At 72.8% G+C, this 21,017-nt stretch carries 18 protein-coding genes and 1 riboswitch; of the genes, 7 read left to right on the forward strand and 11 right to left on the reverse strand.

Annotated features, from left to right (window positions below):
- Window positions 1-39: 39 nt before the first annotated feature.
- The 6 genes from ribH to KE274_RS05215 all read right to left on the reverse strand — a co-directional run bounded on the left by ribH (window position 40) and on the right by KE274_RS05215 (window position 5,202).
- Window positions 40-513, reverse strand: coding sequence for a 6,7-dimethyl-8-ribityllumazine synthase (gene ribH / locus KE274_RS05190; RefSeq protein ID WP_211541566.1), 474 nt, complete (start codon window positions 511-513; stop codon window positions 40-42).
- Complete coding sequence (gene ribA, locus KE274_RS05195; protein ID WP_211541567.1) at window positions 510-1,778, reverse strand: GTP cyclohydrolase II; 1,269 nt, start codon at window positions 1,776-1,778, stop codon at window positions 510-512. The genes ribH and ribA overlap by 4 nt, the downstream gene beginning before the upstream one ends.
- The gene (locus tag KE274_RS05200; protein WP_211541568.1) at window positions 1,775-2,404 is read right to left on the reverse strand and encodes a riboflavin synthase; all 630 of its coding nucleotides are present in this window, start codon (window positions 2,402-2,404) and stop codon (window positions 1,775-1,777) included. The genes ribA and KE274_RS05200 overlap by 4 nt, the downstream gene beginning before the upstream one ends.
- A complete protein-coding gene (gene ribD / locus KE274_RS05205; protein WP_211541569.1) occupies window positions 2,404-3,447 on the reverse strand; it encodes a bifunctional diaminohydroxyphosphoribosylaminopyrimidine deaminase/5-amino-6-(5-phosphoribosylamino)uracil reductase RibD in 1,044 nt (347 codons plus the stop codon). The genes KE274_RS05200 and ribD overlap by 1 nt, the downstream gene beginning before the upstream one ends.
- A 65-nt stretch (window positions 3,448-3,512) precedes the next feature.
- A riboswitch (FMN riboswitch) is annotated at window positions 3,513-3,657 on the reverse strand.
- Between the two features lie 72 nt (window positions 3,658-3,729).
- On the reverse strand, window positions 3,730-4,593 hold the full coding sequence (locus tag KE274_RS05210; protein ID WP_211541570.1) for an Fpg/Nei family DNA glycosylase: 864 nt from the start codon (window positions 4,591-4,593) through the stop codon (window positions 3,730-3,732).
- A 45-nt stretch (window positions 4,594-4,638) separates the two neighbouring features.
- Window positions 4,639-5,202: a GNAT family N-acetyltransferase gene (locus tag KE274_RS05215; protein ID WP_211541571.1), complete on the reverse strand. Its 564-nt coding sequence runs from the start codon at window positions 5,200-5,202 to the stop codon at window positions 4,639-4,641.
- A 77-nt stretch (window positions 5,203-5,279) separates the two neighbouring features.
- On the opposite strand from KE274_RS05215, the gene mfd reads away from it, so the two are divergent.
- Complete coding sequence (mfd, locus tag KE274_RS05220; protein ID WP_211541572.1) at window positions 5,280-8,846, forward strand: transcription-repair coupling factor; 3,567 nt, start codon at window positions 5,280-5,282, stop codon at window positions 8,844-8,846.
- A gap of 34 nt (window positions 8,847-8,880) precedes the next feature.
- Window positions 8,881-9,483, forward strand: coding sequence for a gamma carbonic anhydrase family protein (locus KE274_RS05225; protein WP_211541573.1), 603 nt, complete (start codon window positions 8,881-8,883; stop codon window positions 9,481-9,483).
- Window positions 9,484-9,547: 64 nt separating this feature from the next.
- Here KE274_RS05225 and gdhA read toward each other — a convergent pair whose 3' ends face one another.
- Window positions 9,548-10,918, reverse strand: coding sequence for an NADP-specific glutamate dehydrogenase (gdhA, locus tag KE274_RS05230; protein WP_211541574.1), 1,371 nt, complete (start codon window positions 10,916-10,918; stop codon window positions 9,548-9,550).
- Between the two features lie 128 nt (window positions 10,919-11,046).
- Complete coding sequence (locus KE274_RS05235; protein ID WP_249186090.1) at window positions 11,047-13,647, reverse strand: phosphoenolpyruvate carboxylase; 2,601 nt, start codon at window positions 13,645-13,647, stop codon at window positions 11,047-11,049.
- A gap of 174 nt (window positions 13,648-13,821) precedes the next feature.
- Here KE274_RS05235 and nhaA point away from each other — a divergent pair, with 174 nt between their 5' ends.
- The 4 genes from nhaA (at window position 13,822) to KE274_RS05255 (ending at window position 17,885) form a co-directional block, all read left to right on the forward strand.
- Window positions 13,822-14,991 carry a Na+/H+ antiporter NhaA gene (nhaA, locus tag KE274_RS05240; RefSeq protein ID WP_211541576.1) on the forward strand — a complete coding sequence of 390 codons (1,170 nt, stop codon included), beginning with the start codon at window positions 13,822-13,824 and terminating at the stop codon, window positions 14,989-14,991.
- Between the two features lie 31 nt (window positions 14,992-15,022).
- Entirely contained in the window at window positions 15,023-15,694 is a 672-nt protein-coding gene (locus KE274_RS05245; protein WP_211541577.1) for a MazG family protein, read from the forward strand.
- A gap of 70 nt (window positions 15,695-15,764) precedes the next feature.
- Window positions 15,765-17,027, forward strand: a complete 1,263-nt coding sequence (gene hisS / locus KE274_RS05250; RefSeq protein WP_211541709.1) for a histidine--tRNA ligase — start codon at window positions 15,765-15,767, stop codon at window positions 17,025-17,027.
- A 54-nt stretch (window positions 17,028-17,081) separates the two neighbouring features.
- Complete coding sequence (locus KE274_RS05255) at window positions 17,082-17,885, forward strand: SGNH/GDSL hydrolase family protein (RefSeq protein WP_211541578.1); 804 nt, start codon at window positions 17,082-17,084, stop codon at window positions 17,883-17,885.
- On the opposite strand, the gene KE274_RS05260 is transcribed toward KE274_RS05255, so the two are convergent.
- Window positions 17,857-18,393: a VOC family protein gene (locus KE274_RS05260; protein WP_211541579.1), complete on the reverse strand. Its 537-nt coding sequence runs from the start codon at window positions 18,391-18,393 to the stop codon at window positions 17,857-17,859. The two genes, KE274_RS05255 and KE274_RS05260, sit on opposite strands and share 29 nt — an antisense overlap.
- 95 nt (window positions 18,394-18,488) lie before the next feature.
- Here KE274_RS05260 and KE274_RS05265 point away from each other — a divergent pair, with 95 nt between their 5' ends.
- Window positions 18,489-19,271: an AraC family transcriptional regulator gene (locus KE274_RS05265; protein WP_211541580.1), complete on the forward strand. Its 783-nt coding sequence runs from the start codon at window positions 18,489-18,491 to the stop codon at window positions 19,269-19,271.
- On the opposite strand, the gene KE274_RS05270 is transcribed toward KE274_RS05265, so the two are convergent.
- Together KE274_RS05270 and KE274_RS05275 are read right to left on the reverse strand one after the other, a co-directional pair.
- A complete protein-coding gene (locus KE274_RS05270; protein WP_211541581.1) occupies window positions 19,247-20,503 on the reverse strand; it encodes an APC family permease in 1,257 nt (418 codons plus the stop codon). The genes KE274_RS05265 and KE274_RS05270 overlap by 25 nt on opposite strands.
- 41 nt (window positions 20,504-20,544) lie before the next feature.
- Window positions 20,545-21,015, reverse strand: a complete 471-nt coding sequence (locus tag KE274_RS05275; RefSeq protein ID WP_211541582.1) for a PaaI family thioesterase — start codon at window positions 21,013-21,015, stop codon at window positions 20,545-20,547.
- Between the last annotated feature and the right edge of the window lie 2 nt (window positions 21,016-21,017).

Raw genomic sequence — 21,017 nt, forward strand, 5'->3', positions numbered from 1 at the left:
TGAGGGGGGTACTCCGGCGCTAGCAAGGCCGCCCTGACCTCAGCCGCGCAGCTCCCGGATCACGAGGGCCGTGCGCAGCGCAGCGTCCGCGGCCTCGGCACCCTTGTCCTCCTTCGAGCCGTCGAGGCCCGCGCGGTCCAGACCCTGCTTCTCGTCGTCGAGGGTCAGCAGGCCGAAGCCCACCGGCCGTCCGGCGTCGAGCGACACCCGGGTGAGGCCGTCCGTGGCCGCCGCCGATACGTACTCGAAGTGCGGCGTGCCCCCGCGGATGATCACGCCGAGCGCCACCACGGCGTCGGCCCCGCCCGCGAACGCGGCCTGGGCGGCCACGGCCAGCTCGAACGAGCCGGGCACCCGCACCAGGCGATGCGTGGCTCCCGCCTCGTCCAGCACGCGCTGCGCACCCGCGATCAGGCCGTTCGAGATGGTCTCGTGCCACGTTCCCGCGACCACGACGACGTTCAGCCCCCGTGCGTCGATGCTGCCGGTCTTCGGTGCTCCTGCGCCGCTCATTCCTCGTCCTTCCCGGCCGCGAGGGCCTCCGCGAGCTCTGCCTCGCCGATGATGTGACCCATCCGGTCACGCTTGGTCTCCAGGTACTGGTGGTTGTTCGGGCCCACGCCCACGATCAGCGGCACCTGCTCCACCACGTCGAGCCCGAGTTCGCGCAGCTGGTTCACCTTGTCGGTGTTGTTGGTCAGCAGCCGCACCTTCGACACGCCGAGGTCGGCGAGGATGCCGGCCGCGGCGGCGTAGTCCCGCGCATCGGCGGGCAGCCCGAGGGCGAGGTTCGCGTCGACCGTGTCGAGGCCCTCCTCCTGCAGGCTGTAGGCGCGGAGCTTGTTGATCAGCCCGATGCCGCGGCCCTCGTGCCCGCGCATGTAGACCACGACCCCGCCGTCCTGCTCGATCGCGTCGAGCGCCGCGTCCAGCTGCGGGCCGCACTCGCACTTGAGCGACCCGAACGCCTCGCCGGTCAGGCATTCGGAGTGCACGCGCACGAGCGCGGTCTCGCTGAGCTCGCCCGACACGACCGCGATGTGGTCGGTGCCGGTCACGCGATCCTTGTAGGCCAAGAACCGGAACGACCCGTGCTCGGTGGGCACGGTGGCGTCGGCGCGCAGGCTCACGCGGCGACCGCGGTGCGCGGCCGGCGTCGCCCCCGCCGGGTCGATCTCGTTGAGGTACGCGATCAGCTGCTCGATCGTGATCACGGGAACGCCGTCGCGCGCGCCCAGCTCGATCAGTCCGGGCAGCCGCATCATGCTGCCGTCCTCCGCGACGACCTCGGCGATCGCGCCCACCGGCCGGAGTCCGGCGAGCTTCATCAGCTCGACCGCGGCCTCGGTGTGCCCGCTCCGCTCGCGCACGCCCCCGTCCACCGCCCGCAGCGGCAGCACGTGGCCGGGGCGGATGATGCTCGTCGCGGTCGAGTCGGGGTTCGCGAGCACGTTGAGGGTGCGGGCGCGGTCGCTCGCGCTGATGCCCGTCGTCACGCCCTCCGCGGCGTCCACGCTCACGGTGTAGGCGGTGGAGCGCGCGTCCTCGCTCGCCGCGACCATGGGCGGCAGGTTCAGGTGGTCGGCGAGATCGGCGGGCATGGGGGCGCACAGGAATCCGGACGACCACCGCACGGTCCACGCGACCCACTCGGGCGTCGCCAGCTCGGCCGAGAGCACGACGTCGCCCTCGTTCTCCCGGTTCTCGTCGTCGGCCACGAGCACGGGCCGCCCGGCGCGCAGCGCCTCCAGGGCCTCGGGGATGGATGACAGGCTCATCGCGAGCCCCCTTCCGCTACGGCGCGGAACGCGAGCAGACGCTCGACGTGCCGCGCGAGGATGTCGGTTTCGAGGTTCACGCGGTCGCCGACGACGCGGGAGCCGAGCGTGGTCGCGGCGAGCGTCTCCGGGATGAGCGAGACCTCGAACCAGGGCGACGGCTCGTCGGGTGCGCTCACGGCGCTCACCGTGAGCGAGGTGCCGTCGACCGAGATGGAGCCCTTGTCGACCACGAGCGGCGCCAGCTCGTGGGGGAGCGACACGCGCAGCACGCTCCACTGCGCACCCGGCCGCACCTCCCGCACCTCTCCCGTGCCGTCGACGTGACCCTGCACGATGTGGCCGCCGAGTCGCGCCCCGACGGGCATCGCCTTCTCGATGTTGACACGGGTCCCAACCCGGGCGGAGCCGATGGCCGCGACGTCGAGCGTCTGCTTCATGACGTCAGCGTCGAACGTGTCGGCGGTCGAACCGACGACCGTCAGGCACACGCCGGAGACGGCGATCGACTCGCCGTGCACCGCGTCGGCCGCGGCCTTCGGCGCGCGCACCGTCAGGCGCCAGCCGTCGCCGGACTCCGCGATCGCGGTGATCTCGCCGATCTCCTCGATGATTCCGGTGAACATCAGGAGGCACCTTCCTTGTCGGGGGTGTGGGGGTCTGCGGGGCGGGCGACGGCCAGGAGGTCGGCGCCCAGCGGCACCCACTCCTCGACGGTCAGCCGACGCGCCTGGTCGATGCGCGACACGCCGATGTCGGTGAGGGCGAGGCGGCCGCCGCCCAGGAGCACGGGTGCGACGTACGCGAGAACGCGGTCCGCGAGCCCGGCCGCGACGAACGCACTGGCCAGAGTGGGCCCGCCCTCCACGAACACGCTCTGGAGCCCGCGCGTGTGCAGGTCGGCGAGCACGGCGTGCAGGTCGCGGGTGTCGTAGAACAGGGGAGTGTGCGGGTGGCGGTGCACGGCGGCCTCGGCGGGCGTCGCGCGGGCGCCGATCACGACCGGCACGGGCTGCCGGGCATACAGCGCCTCCCCGTCACGCGCCGTCAGCGCCGGGTCGTCGGCGAGCACGGTGCCGGTGCCGACCACGATCGCGTCGGACTCGGCGCGGCGCCGGTGCACGTCGGCGCGCGCCTCCGGTCCGGTGATCCAGCGGCTCGAGCCGTCGTCGGCGGCGGCGCGGCCGTCGAGGCTCTGCGCCCACTTGACCGTCACGTGCGGGCGGCCGAGACGCTTCGCGGTGAGCCAGGTGGCGATCAGCGCCTCGGCCTCTGCGGCGCGCACACCCGACTCCACGTCCACCCCCGCGGCGCGCAGCCGCTCGGCACCGCCGCCGGACACCTCGCCCGGATCGTCGAGGGCGTAGACGACGCGCGCGACACCGGCGTCGATCAGCGCGACGGCACAGGGGCCCGTCCGGCCGGTGTGGTTGCAGGGCTCCAGGGTCACCACCGCGGTCGCGCCGCGCGCGCCACCCTCCGGCAGCTTCGACAGGGCGTCGACCTCGGCGTGTGCGGTTCCGGAGCCGCGGTGCCACCCCTCCGCCAGCACCTCGCCGTCGGGGGACAGGAGCACGGCGCCGACCTGCGGGTTGAGCCCGCGGGGGCCGCGGCGGGCGAGCTCGAGTGCGCGGTCCATCGCCCGCTGCTCGATCGCGGTCACTGCCATCCGTCGTCCTCTCTGCGGCCTCGGGGCTCTGGCAGGGGTGGCGGAACGGACGCACACGCGTGCGCCTCGTGCTGCCTCCCTTCCGGACTAGCGAGGTTGCCCTCGCATCACCGTCGGTCCCGGAGTTCCACCGGATCGGCATCCCGATCACTCGAGACGCTCGCGGACTGTCACCGCCGGTTCGGATTCTCACCGACCCCGGAGCACGTTGCTGCTCTGAGTGTACTCAACGCCGTCGTCGCGATTTCATTCCGTGGCATGGATCCGCGTCCGCGGCGGCGATCACTTGAGCAGGCGGGAGAGGCGGCGGTCGGCGAGGATCTTGCCGCCGGTCTGGCACGTGGGGCAGTACTCCAGCGACCGGTCGGCGAAGAACACGCTGCGCACGGTGTCGCCGCACACGGGGCAGGCCTCGCCGCGGCGCGCGTGCACCTGCATCCCGCGCCGCTTGGCGTCTTTCAGATCGGCGGGCGGCTTGCCGGAGGCCGCGGCCACCGCCTCGCGCAGCGTCTCCTGCATCGCGGCGAACAGGCGGTCGACCTCGGCGTCGTCGAGCGTCGCGGCGATCGCGTACGGGGACATGCGCGCGGCGTGCAGGATCTCGTCCGAGTAGGCGTTGCCGATCCCCGCGATCACGCCCTGGTCGCGCAGCAGGCCCTTGATCTGCATGCGCCGGCCGGCGAGCAGCCCGGCGAACGCCTCGCGCGTGAACCCGGGGTCGAGCGGGTCGGGCCCCAGGCGCGCGATGCCCGGCACCTCCTGCGGATCGCGCACGACGTACACGGCGAGCGACTTCTTCGTGCCCGCCTCGGTCAGGTCGAAGCCGCTGCCGTCGTCGAGCGCCACGCGCAGCGCGATGGGCGTCTTGCCGGGCTTGATGAGTGTGGTCGGCAGGCTCTCGTACCACCGCAGCCACCCCGCCTTCGCCAGGTGGAACACGAGGTGCAACTCCGCGCCGCACGACAGCACCACGAACTTGCCGAGTCGCGCGGCCGCCGTGATCTCTGCCCCGTGGAGCGCCGTGAGCGGCGGGTCGTAGGTCTTCAGCGCCGCGATGGCCGACAGGGACGCGCGAGTGATGGTGCGTCCCACCGCACGCTCGCCGAGGAACGCGACGAGTCCTTCGACCTCCGGCATCTCGGGCATGCAGCCATCCTGTCACCGGCCTCCGACGCTGTCACGCGTGCGCCGTCAGAGCACGGGCCAGGCCACCGGCGTGCGGTCGTCGTCGCGGAGCAGCCCGGCGATCCACCCGTCGTCGCGTCCGCGCTGGCTCGTGAGCGCCTGACGGAGCGTGCCCTCGAACCGGAACCCCAGGGCACGGGCGGCGCGGGCCGACGGCACGTTGCCGACCACGGCCTGCCAACGGACGCGCGCCAGGCCGAGCTCCGCGAATCCCCAGTCCAGCACGGCGCGCGCGGCCTCGACCAGGTAGCCCCTGCCGCGGGCCTCCGCGGTAACCCAGAAGCCCAGCTCGGCGTGCCCGCCCGCGCGGTGCTCGACGATGTGGTGCAGCCCGATCATGCCCACGAGCACGCCGTCGGCGTACATGCCCCACACGGTCTGCGAGCCGTCGGCCCACCACTGCGCCACGAGCCCGACGAAGTCCTCCGCGTCCTGGCGGAAGTAGGGGCTCGGCACGGTCGTCCAGCGGGAGATCTCCGGGTCCTGGCACGCCTCCGTGATCGCGTCCACGTCCACCGATCCGGGGGCGTGGAGGACGAGACGTTCGGTGGTGAGGGTGACCGCAGGCATCCCTCCAGCCTAGGACGGGCGGATCGCAGTGCCGTGCGGCCGACCGCAGTGTCGGCGGGCGCGATTAGGCTTGTCCGGTGACTGTTCCGGGGATTCTGCGCGCCTTGGAAGAGGCGTCTCTGTATCGTGACGCTCTCGCCTGGGCGCATACCGACGCCGACCTCGGACTGGTCGACGGTCTCGACGCGCCCACGCTCGCCGGGCTCCTGGCGAAGCGCGCCGCGGCCGGGCACCCCGCCGCCCTGCTCGCGGTGGTGCCCACCGGGCGCAGGGCCGAGACGCTCGCCGCGGCCATGTCGGCCTACGTTCCCGACGCCGAGGTGCTCACGTTCCCCGCATGGGAGACGCTGCCGCACGAGCGGCTGAGCCCGAGCCCCGACACGGTGGGGCAGCGCCTGCAGACCCTTCGCCGGATCGCCGACTGGTCGGGCGACCACCCGCTCGTGGTCGTCGCCTCCGTCCGCGCCGCCCTGCAGCCGATCGCGGGCAACCTGGGGGAGATCGCCCCGCTCGAGCTCGCGGTCGGCAGCCGGGGGCACGAACTCGACCACGTCGCGGAGCAGCTCGTCGAGCGGGCCTACTCGCGTGTGGACATGGTGTCGCGCCGCGGCGAGTTCGCGGTGCGCGGCGGCATCCTCGACGTGTTCCCTCCCACGTCGGAGCACCCGTACCGCGTCGAGTTCTTCGGCGACGAGATCGACCAGATCCGCGCGTTCTCGGTGGCCGACCAGCGCTCGCTCCCCGGTGACGTGTCGGCGGTCGACCTGCCGCCCAGCCGCGAGCTGCTGCTGACCGCCGAGGTGCGCGACAGGGCACGGGCGCTGATCGGCGGCTTCCCCGCCATCGCGGGCATGCTGGAGAAGATGGCCGAGGGCATCCCGGTCGAGGGCATGGAGTCGCTGCTTCCCGCCGTGGCCGGACCGCTGAAGTCGCTCGTGGAGTACCTGCCGGCGGGCAGTGCGACCGCGGTGGTCGACCCGGAGCGGGCGACCGCGCGCGCGATCACCCTGGGCGAGACCAACCGCGAGTTCCTCGACGCGGCCTGGAGCGCCGCGACCTCCGGCGCCTCGGCCCCCATCGACCTCGGCGCCGGCGACTTCCTCACGGTGGCCGACCTGCGCGACGTGGTGCGCGACCGCGGCGGGGTGTGGTGGCGCCTCAGCCCGTTCGGCATCGGCGACGCCGACCCGGAGAGCGTCGAGGCGTCGGCGGTCATCCCGTCGTTCCACGGCAACGTCGACGGCGCGATCGCCTTCGTCGACGCGAAGGTCTCCGACGGCTGGCGGGTCGTGGTCATCGCGACCGGTCACGGGCTGGTCGATCGCGCGCGCGACGTGCTGTCCGACCGGGGCGTCGCGGCCCGCGCCGTGGAGTCGCTGACCGAGGCCCCCGACCCCGGGGTCGCCACGCTCGTGACGGGCGCGGTCGAGGCCGGGTTCCAGGTGCCGGAGGCGAAGCTCGCGGTCCTCACCGACAACGAGTTCTACGGCCGCACGATCGGCGGCGACCAGCGCGTGGTGAAGAAGCTCGCGTCGCGCCGCAAGAACGTGGTCGACCCGCTGCAGCTCAAGCAGGGCGACTTCGTGGTGCACGCCACCCACGGCATCGGCCGCTTCGTGGAGATGACGCAGCGCGAGGTGTCGACGGGCGGCCGCCACGCCGCGAAGTCCGTGCGCGACTACCTCGTGCTGGAGTACGCGCCGTCCAAGCGGGGCTACCCGGGCGACAAGCTCTTCGTGCCCACCGACCAGCTCGACCTGCTGTCGAAGTACGTGGGCGGTGAGGCGCCGACCCTGTCGAAGATGGGCGGCAGCGACTGGGCGCAGGCCAAGGGCAAGGCACGCAAGGCCGTGCGCGACATCGCGGTCGAGCTGGTGAAGCTGTACTCCGCACGCATGAGCGCCAAGGGCCACGCGTTCGGCCCGGACACACCCTGGCAGCGCGAGCTGGAGGAGGCGTTCCCGTTCGCCGAGACGCAGGACCAGCTGCAGACCATCGACGAGATCAAGGCCGACATGGAGCGACCGATCCCGATGGACCGGCTGCTGTCGGGCGACGTGGGGTTCGGCAAGACCGAGGTCGCCGTGCGCGCCGCGTTCAAGGCCATCCAGGACGGTAAGCAGGTGGCGATGCTCGTGCCGACCACGCTGCTCGTGAAGCAGCACCTGGAGACGTTCACGGAGCGCTTCGCTGGCTTCCCCGTGAAGGTGCGCCCACTGTCGCGCTTCCAGACCGACAAGGAGGCGAAGCTCACGCTGCAGGGCCTGCTCGACGGCACGGTCGACATGGTCATCGGCACGCACCGCATCCTCACCGACCAGGTGATGTTCAAAGACCTGGGCCTGATGATCATCGACGAGGAGCAGCGGTTCGGCGTCGAGCACAAGGACGCGCTGAAGAAGATGAAGACCAACGTCGACATCCTGGCGATGAGCGCCACGCCGATCCCGCGCACCCTGGAGATGGCCGTCACCGGCATCCGGGAGATGTCCACGCTCGCGACGCCGCCGGAGGATCGCCACCCGATCCTGTCGTTCGTCGGACCGCGCAGCGACAAGCAGATCGCGGCGGCCATCCGGCGTGAGATCCTGCGCGAGGGCCAGGTGTTCTTCGTGCACAACCGCGTGCAGTCGATCCAGCGCATCGCCGCGCAGCTCGCCGAGCTCGTGCCGGAGGCGCGCATCGCGGTCGCGCACGGCCAGATGGGGGAGCACGCGCTGGAGCAGGTCGTCGACGACTTCTGGGAACGCAAGTTCGACGTGCTCGTCTCGACCACGATCATCGAGACCGGTCTCGACATCTCCAACGCGAACACGATCATCATCGACCGTGCCGACAAGTACGGCCTGAGCCAGCTGCACCAGCTCCGCGGGCGCGTCGGCCGCGGTCGCGAGCGCGCCTATGCGTACTTCCTGTACGACGACATGAAGCCGCTGAGCGAGACCGCCGCCGACCGGCTGCAGACCATCGCGGTCAACAACGACCTCGGCTCGGGCATGCAGGTCGCGCTGAAAGACCTGGAGCTGCGCGGGGCGGGCAACCTGCTCGGCGCGGAGCAGGCGGGGCACATCGCGGGCGTCGGGTTCGACCTGTACCTGCGCATGATCGGCGAGGCCGTGGCGACCTTCCGCGGCGAGGAGGTCGAGACGGGGCAGGAGCTGCGGCTGGAGCTGCCGCTCGACGCCCGCATCCCGGAGGACTACATCGACAGCGAGCGACTGCGCCTGGAGGCGTACCAGAAGTTGTCCGCCGCCTCGGCTGCGACGGCGAAGGACGACGCGATCGACCTCGTGCAGGAGGAGCTGATCGACCGGTACGGCACCCCGCCCGAGGAGGTCGCCGGGCTGTTTGCGATCGCGCGACTGCGCCGCAGGGCCGCCAGGGCCGGGCTCACCGACGTGGTGGCCATGGGGTCCAACCTGCGCATCGCGCCCGCGCGGCTGGAGGACTCGATCAAGGTGCGGCTGCAGCGGCTCTACCCGAAGGCGAAGCTCGTGGCCGGCGGAGAAGCCCTCGTGGTGCCGATGCCCACCGTGCCCGCCGCGGTCGGCGTGGGCGTGGAGCCCCTGCCCGACGCGCAGCTGCTGGAGTGGGTGGGGCAGCTGTTCACCGCGATCTTCCCGGAACCCGCCACCACGACCTAGCCGTCCGCGGGGTGCTCGGGGCTAGTCTGGCCGCATGTTGTACGAGCACCTCGGGGCTCGCCCCCGCATCCACGACAGCGCCGTCGTCGCCCCCACCGCCGTGATCTCCGGTGACGTGGAGGTCGGGCCCGGCTGCCAGGTGCTGCACGGCGCCGTGATCACGGCCGAGGGCGGTCCCATCACGCTCGGCGAGCACGTGATCGTGATGGAGAACGCGTTGATCCGCGCGACCGCGGCGAACGCGGTGCACATCGGCGACCACACCCTGGTGGGGACGCTCGCGAGCATCGCGGGCGCGACCGTGGGCGAGGAGGTGTTCTTCGCCTCGGGGGCCCGCGTGTTCAACGGCGCGCTGGTGGGCAGCCGCTGCGAAGTGCGCGTGAATGCGATCGTGCATCGGCGCGCGGTGCTTCCGGAGGGCACGGTCGTGCCGATCGGCTGGGTCGCGGTGGGGGACCCCGTGCAGCTGCTGTCGCCGGACAGGGCGGAGGAGATCGCGGCGGCCCAGCCCGAGCTCGACTTCCCCGGGCACGTGTTCGGCGTCGATCGCGACACCCCGGATCTGATGGTGCAGCTGACGGAGCGCTACGGCAGTTCGCTGGCGCGGCACGCGGACGACCGTCCCGTCGCCGGCTGAGCGCGCGGGCGCGCAGGAGACGAAGCCGAGCACCCCGCCGATGCCCGGCTTCGCCGGCTCGATGTCAGATGACGCCCTGCGCGAGCATGGCAGCGGCGACCCTCTCGAATCCTGCGATGTTGGCCCCGGCGACGTAGTCGCCCGGAACTCCGTACCGTTCCGCGGCGTCGAACGTGGCGCCGTGGATATCCGCCATGATCTCACGGAGCTTGTTCTCGCTGTCGGCGAATGTCCACCGCTGACGCGAGGCGTTCTGGCTCATCTCCAGCGCGGAGGTGGCGACACCGCCCGCGTTGGCGGCCTTGCCGGGGGCGAACAGCACTCCCGCCTTCTGGAACGCCTCGACGGCTTCGGGCACGCACGGCATGTTGGCGCCCTCGGAGACCGCCTGCACACCGCCGGCGATCAGCGCCTCGGCGTCGGCCAGGCTCACCTCGTTCTGGGTGGCGGAGGGCACGGCGATGTCGACCGGCACCTCCCACACGCTGCCGCCCTCGACGAACCGCGCGCTCGGACGGCGCTTGGCGTACTCGACGATGCGGGCGCGCTCGACCTCCTTCAGCTGGCGCAGCAGGTCGAGGTCGATTCCGGCGTCGTCGACGACGTAGCCCGACGAGTCGGACGCGGTGACCGCGGTCGCGCCGAGTTGGGTGGCCTTCTGGATTGCGTAGATCGCGACGTTGCCGGAGCCCGAGATGCCGACGCGCTTGCCGGCGAGGGAGTCGCCGCGCACGGCCAGCATCTCCTGCGCGAAGAACACGGCGCCGTAGCCGGTGGCCTCGGTGCGCACCTCCGCGCCGCCCCAGCCGGTGCCTTTGCCGGTGAACATGCCGGACTCGTGGCGGTTGGTGACCTTGCGGTACTGGCCGAACAGGTAGCCGATCTCCCGGCCGCCCACGCCGATGTCGCCCGCGGGGACGTCGGTGTGCTCTCCGAGGTGCCGGTACAGCTCGTTCATGAACGACTGGCAGAAGCGCATGACCTCGGCGTCGGACTTGCCGTGCGGGTCGAAGTCGGAGCCGCCCTTGCCGCCGCCGATGCCCTGACCCGTGAGCGCGTTCTTGAAGATCTGCTCGAAGCCGAGGAACTTGATGATCGACAGGTTCACCGAGGGGTGGAACCGCAGGCCGCCCTTGTACGGGCCGAGCACGGAGGAGAACTGGATGCGGTAGCCGCGGTTGACCTGCAGCTTGCCGGCGTCGTCGACCCAGGGCACACGGAACAGGATCTGGCGTTCGGGTTCGACCAGGCGCTCGAGGATGCCGCCGTCGACGAACTCCGGGTGGCGCTCCAGCACGGGCGCGATCGAGTGCAGCACCTCGTGCACGGCCTGGTGGAACTCCGGCTCGTGCGGGCTGCGCGACAGCACGGTGTCGAACACGGGCTGCACGGACTCGGCGAGCGGATGGAAGTCGGCGGTGGTCGTGACGGTCACGCGGGGGCTTTCTGGTGGGGGATGGGGTGCAGGCGATCGTGTCGCGTGAAGGCAGTGCCGGTTGGGCCGAGCTCTCACTCTAGCGTCGGCCCCGGAGGGGGCCGCGCCACGCGACGGGCGGCCGCGGGTCAGCCGGTGTTCTGCAGTCCGGCTGCGACGCCGCTCACCGAGAGCAGCAGCAGACGCTGCTGCTCCGCGTCCGCTCCCGAGCCCTCCGGCTGCGGCGCGGCGGAGCGCAGCGCGCGGAGTGCCCGCAGCTGCAGCAGGGACAGGGCGTCGACGTAGGGGCTGCGCAGCTGCACGGCGCGCTGCAGCACGGGCTTGTTCTCCAGCAGCCCGTCGCCGCCGGTCAGCCGCACCACCCACTGGCGCGTGAGGGCGAGCTCGTCGAGCACGAGGGCCGCGAGGTCGTCGCGGTCGCCGAGTGCCAGGTACTGCCGTGCGATGCGCTCGTCGGTCTTGGCGAGGCTCATCGCGACGTTGTCGACCATGGTGTGCAGCAGCGGCCACTCGCGGTACGCCTCGCGCAGCAGCTCCTCGTCGCCGACGGCCTCCAGTGCGGTGCCGAGGCCGAACCAGCCGGCGAGGTTGATGCGGGCCTGGGTCCACGCGAACACCCACGGGATCGCGCGCAGGTCTTCCAGCGACTCCACCGACAGGCCGCGCCGGGCGGGACGGGAGCCCAGCGCGAGCAGGCCGATCTCCTCCATCGGCGTGACGGTCGCGAACCACGGCGCGAAGCCGTCCGCCTTCACGAGCGAGAAGAACCGCTCGCGCGACGCGGCGTCCATGGTGGCGGCGACATCGGCGTAGCGCTCGGCGGCACGGCTGGTGCGCTCCTCCACCGTGGGGGAGGAGGCGAGCAGCGTGGCGGCCGCGACCTGGTCGATGTGACGCATGGCGATCGCGGGTTCGCCGTAGCGCGCGAAGATCACCTCGCCCTGCTCGGTGAGCTTGAACCGGCCGTCGACCGAGTGCGGGGGCTGCGCCAGGATCGCCGAGTTCGCCGGGCCGCCGCCGCGCCCGAGAGCGCCGCCGCGGCCGTGGAACAGGGTGAGCTCGATGCCGGACTCCTGCGCCCAGCGCGCGATCGTGGCCTGCGCCGCGTAGAGCGCGAGGTTCGCGGCGACCGGTCCGACGTCCTTCGACGAGTCGGAGTAGCCGAGCATCACCTCGAGGCGGTTGCCCGTCGCGGCCATGCGCTCGCGGAACTCGGGGAAGGTCACGGCCTCGGCGAGGATCCCCGGCGCGGCCTGCAGGTCGGCGAAGGTCTCGAACAGCGGCACGACGTCGAGCACCGGGGCGTCGTCGCCGAGCGCGTAGCGAGCCAGGCGGTGCACGTTCGCGAGGTCGGACGCGGCCTGGGTGAACGAGACGACGTAGCGTCCGGCCGCCCGCAGCCCGCGGTCGCGCTGGATGTCCGCGATCGCGCGGAACACCTCCAGCACCTCCTCGGTCTGCGCGCTGATCGGGCCGCCGGCGTCGAGTTCAGCCAGGGCCGTCGCGTGCACCTGGGAGTGCTGGCGCACCTCGAGCTCGGTGAGGTGGAAGCCGTAGGTCTCCACCTGCCAGATCAGGTGCTGCACCCCGCCGAACGCGTGACGGCGGGCCCCCGCCGCGGCGAGCGAGGACTGCACGGCGCGCAGGTCGGCCAGCAGCTCCTCCGGGCGGGTGTAGGCGCGGTCGCCGTCGCCGAGCCTGGTGGCGGCCACCCGGCGCGCAAGCACCAGCAGCACGCGGCGGTGCGGTTCCTCGGGCGACCGGGCGGCGAGTTCTGCGGCGACCTCGGGCTCTGCCGCGGCGAAGGTGTCCCACAGCGCCACGACCTCGGCGCTCGGGGGCGTGTCGTCGGCCGAGAGCGTGAGCGTGCGACCGATCCGGTCCAGGGCGCGTTCGAGCCCGCGCAGCACGTGGTCGGACGCGATCTGCGAGGCCTCGCGCGTGACCGCGGCGGTCACGAACGGGTTGCCGTCGCGGTCCCCGCCCACCCACGAGCCGATGCGCACGAACGACGGGACGACGGGCGCGCTGGCGCCCGACTCCTCGCCCCGCAGCGCGTCGTCGATGCGGCGGTACACGTGCGGCACGGTCGTGAAGAGCGTCTCGTCGAACACGCCCATGACGGTGCGGACCTCGTCGGTCGGCGAGGGCTTCTGCGCACGCAGGGGTGCGGTCCGCCAGAGCGTGTCGATCTCCTCCAGCATGCGGCGGCGGGCGCGGTGCTCCTCGGCCCCGCCGGCGCTCGCCGCATCGTGCTGGGTGAGCAGCTCGGACAGGCGGCGGATGCTCGACGACACCGCGCGGCGGCGGGCCTCGGTCGGGTGCGCCGTGAACACGGGGTGGAAGCGCAGCCCGGCGAGGCGGCGGCGCGCTTCGTCCTCGCCGACCTCGTCGCGCAGCCGCGCGTAGGCCGTCGCGACCGTGTCGCTGGCGTCTTCCCGGCCGGGCTGGCCCGCGCGCTCGCGCAGCACGCGCACGCGCTGGTGCTCCTCGGCGAGGTTGACCAGGTGGAAGTAGCAGGTGAAAGCCCGGGCGACCTCGTCCGCGCGGGCGATCGTGAAGGACTCCGCGATCGCGGCGGCGCGCTCGAACGCGTCGGAGGTCTCGTCCTCGTAGGCCTGGATGGTCGCGAGGCGGAGGCGCTCGACGTCGTCGAACAGCTCGTCGCCACCGGCTTCGCGGAGCACCTGGCCGAGCAGCTGGCCGAGCATCCGCACATCGGAGCGCATGGCATCGGGAATACCGCGCCCGGCTTCGAAGCGACCGATCACGCGGATGGCCTCGGTGGGCGTCGGCTCGGAGAAAGCGGGGGAATCGGGGGTCACCCTCCGAGAGTATCCCGGGCCGTGGGGGCCTCCTGCACGCATGACGACCGTGTGACGTCGCCGCCTACGATGGAGGCGATGCGCATCACAGCGAACCCCCTCCGCGGTCAGCAGTTCCCCGCCGTCCTCCTGCTCGTGGCGGCGGGACTCGGGCTCCTCCTCGCCAATCTGCCGACGCACGACGCGCTCGCCGCGCTCCTGGACGCGCATCTCGCGGTGCCGGGCACCGCGCTCGACCTCTCCGTGGCGCACTGGGTGTCGGACGGCCTGCTGGCAGTGTTCTTCCTGGTGGTCGCGATCGAGCTGCGGCATGAGCTGACCCACGGCGAGCTCGACTCCCCGCGCAAGGCCGTGCAGCCGGCGATCGCCGCGACCGGCGGGGTGCTGGTCCCGATCGTGGTGTACCTGCTGATCGCGGGTGGCCCGCAGACGGCGTCCGGTTGGCCGATCCCCACGGCCACCGACATCGCGTTCGCGCTCGGTGTGCTGGCCATGTTCGGTCGCGGCCTGCCCTCGCGCGTGCGGGTCTTCCTGCTGGCCCTCGCGATCCTCGACGACATCATCGGCATCGTCTTCATCGCGGTGCTGTTCGCGCACGACGTGCAGTGGCTGCTGTTCGTGCTGGCACTGCTCGGCGTGGCGGTGTTCTGGCTGCTCAGCCGTCTGCTCCACGCGAAGGGACACCCGCTGATCGCGGTCGCGATGACGGTGGTGGGTGTCGTGACGTGGGCGCTCGTGGCCTCATCCGGCGTGCACGCCACGATCGCCGGGGTCATGCTCGGGCTGGTGATGGCGCCGGTTCCCGCCGGTCGCACGCGGCACGCGCTCGAGCCCACCGTCAACGGCGTGATCCTGCCGCTGTTCGCTTTCGTCGCGGCGTTCGTGGTGATCCCCGCCGTCGCGCCGACGCAGCTGTCGCCCGCGTTCTGGGGGATCGTGGTGGCCCTGCCCGTCGGCAAGATCATCGGCATCACGGTGTTCGGCTGGCTCGCGATGCGCATCCGTCCGCGGGGGTCCGACCCGGCACTGCCGTTCGCCGATATCGTCGCGGCGGGAGCGCTGGGCGGCATCGGCTTCACGGTGTCGCTGCTGCTGGCGAACCTGGCCTTCGCGTCCGATGCCGGGCTGCGCGACCAGGCGATCCTCGGGGTGCTGGTCGGCTCGCTCCTGGCCCTGATCCTGTCCGCGGTCGTCGTGACGCTGCGGGCCCGCTGGTACCGTCGGCTCGCAGCGGCCCCGTCGGCCTGACCCCGGCCGCGCCTCGAACAGTGGAGGAAGCATGAGCTCGTCCCCGGAGTCCGCGCACGACACCTCCGATCCGCTGCGGGCGGCCGCCGACACCATGCGGACCGTGCGCGAGCGGTGCGTGTGGTCGCAGCGCATCACCCACCGCGATCTCGTGCCGTATCTGATCGAGGAGTCGCATGAGGTCATCGACGCGGTGGAGTCGGGCACGCGCGCGGATCTGCGGGAGGAGCTCGGCGACCTGCTGTGGCAGGTGCTGTTCCACGCCGCGATCGCCGCGCAGGACCCGGACGACCCGTTCGACATCAACGACGTGGCGGCCGCGCTCACCGAGAAGATGGTCCGGCGTCACCCGCACGTGTTCGGCGACGAGGTCGCGACGACGCCCGAGGACGTGCTGATCCACTGGAACGCGGCGAAGGCGGCGGAGAAGCGTACGCGGAGCAGCGTGCTCGACGGCGTGCCCCGGGGCATGCCGGCTCTCGCCCTGGCGCAGAAACTGGCCGGCCGGGCTGCGGGAGCCGGGGTGACCGTACCGGTCGCGCCCGCGGTCCCCGACGCGGCACCCGAGACCGAGGCCGAGCTCGGCGACGCACTCCTGGAGCTGGTCGCGACCGCGCGCGCCCACGGGTGGGACGCGGAGCGGGCGCTGCGCGAGCGGCTGCGGCGCCTGGAGGACGAGGTGCGTGCGGCGGAAGCCGACTGAGCCGCACGCACGGGGCCCGCCGACGACCTGGGAAGATGGACGCGTGGCTACTGTGAACCCGCCGCGCGGCATGCGCGACTTCCTCCCCGCCGACAAGGCCCGCCGTGAGCGCGTGCTCTCCGTCATCCGCGAGCGCTACCGTGCGCACGGCTTCGACGAGATCGAGACGCCCGTGGTGGAGGAATACGAGCGGTTGCACGCGGGCATCGGCGGCGACAACGAGAAGCTGTCTTTCGCGATCCTGCGCCGCGGGCTCGACGCCGAGGCGATCCGCGCGGCGGCCGACGACCCGGCCGCACTGTCGGACCTGGGGCTGCGCTACGACCTGACGGTGCCGCTCGCGCGCTTCTACGCCAGCAACCGCGGGCAGCTTCCCGGGGTGTTCCGCTCCGTGCAGATCGCGCCGGTGTGGCGGGCCGAGCGGCCGCAGAAGGGCCGCTACCGCCAGTTCGTGCAGTGCGACATCGACATCATCGGCGACGCGTCGGCGCGGGCGGAGGCCGAGCTGCTGGTGGCGTCGCTCGACGCGGTGGACGCGCTGGGCCTCGAGGGCGCCACGGTGCGCATCAACGACCGGCGCATCCTTGACTGGATGCTCGGTCACCTGGGCTTCACGGCCGAGGAACGCCCGCAGGTGCTGATCACGATCGACAAGCTCGACAAGATCGGGCCGGAGGGGGTCGCGGCGGAGCTGCGCGAGCGGGGGGTCACGGAGACCGCGGTCGCCGCGTTCGAGGAGTTCCTGCGCCGCCCGCAGACTCTGGAGTACCACCCCTACGGCGAGCGGCAGATCCGCAAGGCGCTGCCCGATGGCGTGCCGGACGAGCTGATCGCTCACCTCACCGGCATCGGCGACGCGGTGGCCGCGGCACGCCCCTCGGTCGCGGAGCACGTCGAGATCCCGCTCGTGTTCGACCCGTTCCTGGTGCGCGGCATGGGGTACTACACCGGCACGATCTTCGAGCTCGCACACCCGTCGGTCGGGTACTCGCTCGGCGGGGGCGGGCGGTACGACGGCATGATCGGCCGGTTCCTGAAGCAGGACGTGCCCGCGGTGGGCTTCTCGCTCGGCTTCGAGCGCCTCGTCGACCTGGTGTCGGCCGACCCCGACACGGAGGCGCAGGCGATCGTGCTGGTGCACGACGCGGACGTGCCGGTGGGGGAGCTGGTGGCGCACAAGGCGGCGCTCGTGGCGAGGGGCGCCCGGGTGCGGCTCGAGCAGCGCACGAAGAACCTGAAGGCGCTGCTGGAGCGCTCGGCCGCCGACGGCTACACGCACTTCGCGAGCGTGCGCGCCGGTTCGGACGAGCTCGAGGTCAAGACGCTCGCCTGACCCGCGGTCGCGGGCGTTCACCGGGAGTTCACGGCGTTCGGCTCGAATCGAGTCGTGCGCCGTCTCCGCCTCGTGCTCGCTGCCGTCTCCGCCGCGGTGCTGCTACTCGTAGGGGCGCGCGTCGTGCTCGCCCGGCAGGCCGCCCTGGCGCGGCGCCGCATCGGCAAACCGCTCGGCGAGGAGTCGCTCGACGCGGACCGGGTGTGGCGGCCGGGCCTCGAAGGCACCCCGGTCGACCTGCTCCTGGTGGGCGACTCTCTCGCGGCGGGCCTCGGGGCGCAGCGGCGCAAGCAGACGCTGGGCGGGCGGCTCGCCAAGGCGCTGGCGCGCGCCCTGGAGCGTCCGGTGCGGCTGCGCACGGTGGCGGTGGTGGGGGCGGAGTCGCCCGATCTCGCGGCGCAGCTCGACGCCCTGCCGCCGGATCACCGTCCCCACGTCGCGGTGATCGTCGTGGGCGGGAACGACGTGACGCATCGCCTCGCGGCCGCCGAGTCGGCGCGACATCTGGACGACGCGGTGCGGCGCCTTCGCGACCTCGGCGCCGGGGTCGTGGTGGGCACGTGTCCGGATCTGGGGGCGCTGCGCGCGGTGCCGCAGCCGCTTCGTCGCATCGCCTCGAGCCTGTCGCGGCGGCTCGCCGAGGTGCAGGCCGAGGCCGCGCGCCGCGCGGGGGCCGAGCCGGTCGATCTGCGTCGCGCCGTCGGGCCCCTGTTCTTCGACGAGCCGGAGGCCATGTTCAGCCTGGACCGCTTCCACCCGAGCCCGCTCGGCTACCGGCGCACGGCAGAGGCGCTGCTTCCCGCGGTGCGGCGGGCGGCCGTCGCGGCGCTCAGCTCGCGTCGCTCGGAGCCGCGCTGAACGACGCCGCCCACTCGGCGACGCGGCGCGCGCTCTCCTCGTCCGACAGATCCTCGACGCGGCTAAGGATCGACCACCGCACACCGAAGGGGTCGCGGATGCTGGCGAAGCGGTCGCCGGAGACGAAGTGGGCGGCGGGCTCGCGCACGGTCGCCCCGGCGGCGACGGCGCGGTCGACCACGGCGTCCACGTCGTGCACGTACAGGCCGAGCGAGTAGCAGACGTCGTCACCGGAGGGCGGGGGGACGAGGTGGTAGTCGGGACTCGGCTCGCCCAGCTGCAGCCGGCCGGTGCCGAAGTCGAGGTCGGCGTGGGCCACGACGCCGCCGAACTCGGTCACGTCGACCACGCGGGCGCCGAACACGTCCCGGTAGAACGCGATCGCGCCCGCGGCGTCGGGAAGGGCGAGGAATGGGGTCAGCGAGGTCACGCCGTGCGGGCGGCCGTCGGTCGTGTGCGCGCCGGTCACGCCGGTCGTGGGCAGGTCTGCGGGTGTCTGATCGCTCATGCCGCCACGGTAGGTCGCGCGCGCCGCGGGCCGCTTGAATCTGCGCGACACGTCCGGCCGGGGCGGGCGTCGGCGGTGGCCCCTACGCTGAGCCCATGGTGAATCCGACCAGGGGGGTGCTGTACCCCGCGCGGCTGCCGCAGTTCCACCGGCTGCCGGCCCCGCGCGAGGTCGGTCACCTCGTGGCGTGGTTCTGGATCCCGGAGTGGGACATCGAGCCGGGGCGCGCCTCCCGGCAGGAGATCGTGTCGTATCCGGCGCTCAATCTGGTGGTCGAGCAGGGCGGGGTGACGCTCTCCGGTGCGACCACCCGCCTGTTCCACCGTGACCTGAGCGGACAGGGCTGGGCGGTCGGCGCGCTCCTGCGGCCCGCGGCCGTGCCCGCGCTCGCGCCCGATCCGGCGGCGCTCGTCGACACCTCCCGCCCCGTCGTGGCACCGGAACTCCACGACGACGTGTCCGCCGCGATGCGCACGGGGGAGGGGCACCGCGAGCGCGCGGTGGCCGCATTCGCCCGGTGGCTCGCGGCGAAGGCCACGCGGGACGACGCCGAGGCGCAGCGCGCGAACGCGGTGTTCGACGTCCTGATGGGCGAAGACGACCCGGCACTGACGCCCGAGGAGGCCGCGGCGCGCCTGGCGGTGTCGGTGCGGACGCTGCAGCGGCTCACGCACCGGCACGTGGGACTGTCGCCCGCGGCGATGATCCGCCGACGGCGACTGCAGGAGGCCGCGCAACGCGTGCGCGACGAGCCGGGGGTCGACCTGGCGTCGCTCGCGGCGGAACTCGGTTACGCCGACCACGCGCACCTGACGCGCGACTTCCGGGCCGTGCTGGGCATCGCGCCGCGCGGTTACCGCTCCGCGCTGCGGGAGTGACCGGAACGCCGGGCGACCCGCAGCCGCACGAGCCGGTAGGCGATCCCGGCGAGCACCACGGCGGTGCCGGCCAGGGAGGCCGCCACGGGCAGCGTGTTGACGAGCAGCAGGCACCCGAGAGCCCCGGCCACCTGCAACGCCCGTGGCGTCCGTCGGGCGGCCCCGTGCTGCCGGAAGGCCGCGGCGTTCGCGATCAGGTAGTACAGCAGCACGCCGAACGACGAGAACCCGATCGCGGTGCGCAGGTCGGCGGTCAGCACCAGCACGATCACGAGCGCTGCGAGCGCGAGCTCGGCGCGCTGGGGAACCTGGTGCCGGTCGTCGATGCGGGCGAGGAAGCGCGGCAGGTCGCCCTCCCGCGCCATCGCGAGCACGGTGCGGCCGATGCCGGTGAGCAGCGCCAGCAGGGCCCCGAGTGAGGCGGCGGCCGCGGCGATCCGCACCACGGGGGTCAGGCCCGGCCAGCCCGCGGCCACGAGCACGTCCGCGAGCGGGGCGGTGGTGCGCTGCACATCGGCGCCCAGCACCAGGATCACGGTGATGCCGACGAGCGCGTAGACGGTCACAGCGCCCCCGAGAGCCAGCGCGATCGCGCGGGGGATCGTGCGCGCGGGGTCGGTGACCTCCTCGCCCATCGTCGCGATGCGGGCGTAGCCGGCGAACGCGAAGAACAGCAGTCCGGCGCCCTGCAGCACGCCGTACGCGGTCGCGTCGGGGAGCGGGGCGGGGGTCGCGGCGGGGGCGGCGCCGAGTCCGAGGATCACCACGACGGCGAGCCCGAGCAGCGAGCACGCGACGAGGATGCGGGTGAGCAGCGCGGTGCGGGTGACCCCGAGGCAGTTGACGACGGCGAGGGCCGTGACCGCGAGCACCGCGACCGGCGTCTGCCACGCGGAGGGCACGGCGTAGGCGGCGAAGGTCATGGCCATGGCCGCGCAGCTCGCGATCTTGCCGATCACGAAGCTCCAGCCGGCGACGAAACCCCACCACGGCCCGATCTCCGCGCGCGCGTAGGCGTAGGTGCCGCCCGACACGGGGTGGACCGCGGCGAGCTGCGCCGAGGCGGTGGCGTTGCAGTAGGCGACGACGGCGGCGATCGCGAGCGCGATCAGGATGCCGCTCCCGGCGACGCCGATCGCGGGCGCCCAGACGGCGAACACACCGGCGCCGATCATCGAGCCGAGCCCGATCGCGACGGCGTCGGGCAGCGTCAGGCGGCGGGCGAGGGGCACGCGGCCATCGTCCCACGCGCGGGTGAACGAGCGGTGTCGTGTCAGCCGCGGGCGGCGGTGACGCGCTTCTTCTCCCGGATGTAGACCTGGCGTCGCACGGTGGCCACGGTGTCGCCGTCGCGGTCGGTGATCACGGTCTCGAACCACTCGAGCACCTTGCCGCCGCCGTGGGCCCGCTGCCGCAGCTCCTCCGCCTTCTCGCGGGGCACCGAGAACTCGGCCGTGAGCACGCCGCGTCCCGGCTTGAGGAATTCGATCTCGCCGCGGGTGTCCCACACCACGTAGTCGCGCCCGAGCTGGTGCATCACGAGCATGAAGAAGTACGGGTCGGTCATGGCCGACATGGAGCCGCCGAACGCGGTCTTGACGTAGTTGCGGGTGAACACGTTGACGTGCAGTTCGACGGTCGCGTGAGTCCAGTCGTCGCTGAATCGGCGTACGCGGATGCCGCTGAACAGGTTCGGGATCCACAGGCTCATGCCGACCGCGAGTCGGCGGGGGGTGATGCGCATGA

It is taken from the genome of Microbacterium paraoxydans, from assembly GCF_018224615.1.
Lineage (GTDB): Bacteria > Actinomycetota > Actinomycetes > Actinomycetales > Microbacteriaceae > Microbacterium > Microbacterium paraoxydans_B.

Excerpts from the sequence above, each read along its gene's own strand:
- ribH (WP_211541566.1), bottom strand. The coding sequence starts at position 513 with ATGAGCGGCGCAGGAGCACCGAAGACCGGCAGCATCGACGCACGGGGG.
- ribA (WP_211541567.1), bottom strand. The coding sequence starts at position 1,778 with ATGAGCCTGTCATCCATCCCCGAGGCCCTGGAGGCGCTGCGCGCCGGG.
- KE274_RS05200 (WP_211541568.1), bottom strand. The coding sequence starts at position 2,404 with ATGTTCACCGGAATCATCGAGGAGATCGGCGAGATCACCGCGATCGCG.
- ribD (WP_211541569.1), bottom strand. The coding sequence starts at position 3,447 with ATGGCAGTGACCGCGATCGAGCAGCGGGCGATGGACCGCGCACTCGAG.
- KE274_RS05210 (WP_211541570.1), bottom strand. The coding sequence starts at position 4,593 with ATGCCCGAGATGCCGGAGGTCGAAGGACTCGTCGCGTTCCTCGGCGAG.
- KE274_RS05215 (WP_211541571.1), bottom strand. The coding sequence starts at position 5,202 with ATGCCTGCGGTCACCCTCACCACCGAACGTCTCGTCCTCCACGCCCCC.
- KE274_RS05225 (WP_211541573.1), top strand. The coding sequence starts at position 8,881 with ATGTTGTACGAGCACCTCGGGGCTCGCCCCCGCATCCACGACAGCGCC.
- KE274_RS05235 (WP_249186090.1), bottom strand. The coding sequence starts at position 13,647 with ATGCGCTCCGATGTGCGGATGCTCGGCCAGCTGCTCGGCCAGGTGCTC.
- nhaA (WP_211541576.1), top strand. The coding sequence starts at position 13,822 with ATGCGCATCACAGCGAACCCCCTCCGCGGTCAGCAGTTCCCCGCCGTC.
- KE274_RS05245 (WP_211541577.1), top strand. The coding sequence starts at position 15,023 with ATGAGCTCGTCCCCGGAGTCCGCGCACGACACCTCCGATCCGCTGCGG.
- hisS (WP_211541709.1), top strand. The coding sequence starts at position 15,765 with ATGCGCGACTTCCTCCCCGCCGACAAGGCCCGCCGTGAGCGCGTGCTC.
- KE274_RS05260 (WP_211541579.1), bottom strand. The coding sequence starts at position 18,393 with ATGAGCGATCAGACACCCGCAGACCTGCCCACGACCGGCGTGACCGGC.
- KE274_RS05265 (WP_211541580.1), top strand. The coding sequence starts at position 18,489 with ATGGTGAATCCGACCAGGGGGGTGCTGTACCCCGCGCGGCTGCCGCAG.
- KE274_RS05275 (WP_211541582.1), bottom strand. The coding sequence starts at position 21,015 with ATGCGCATCACCCCCCGCCGACTCGCGGTCGGCATGAGCCTGTGGATC.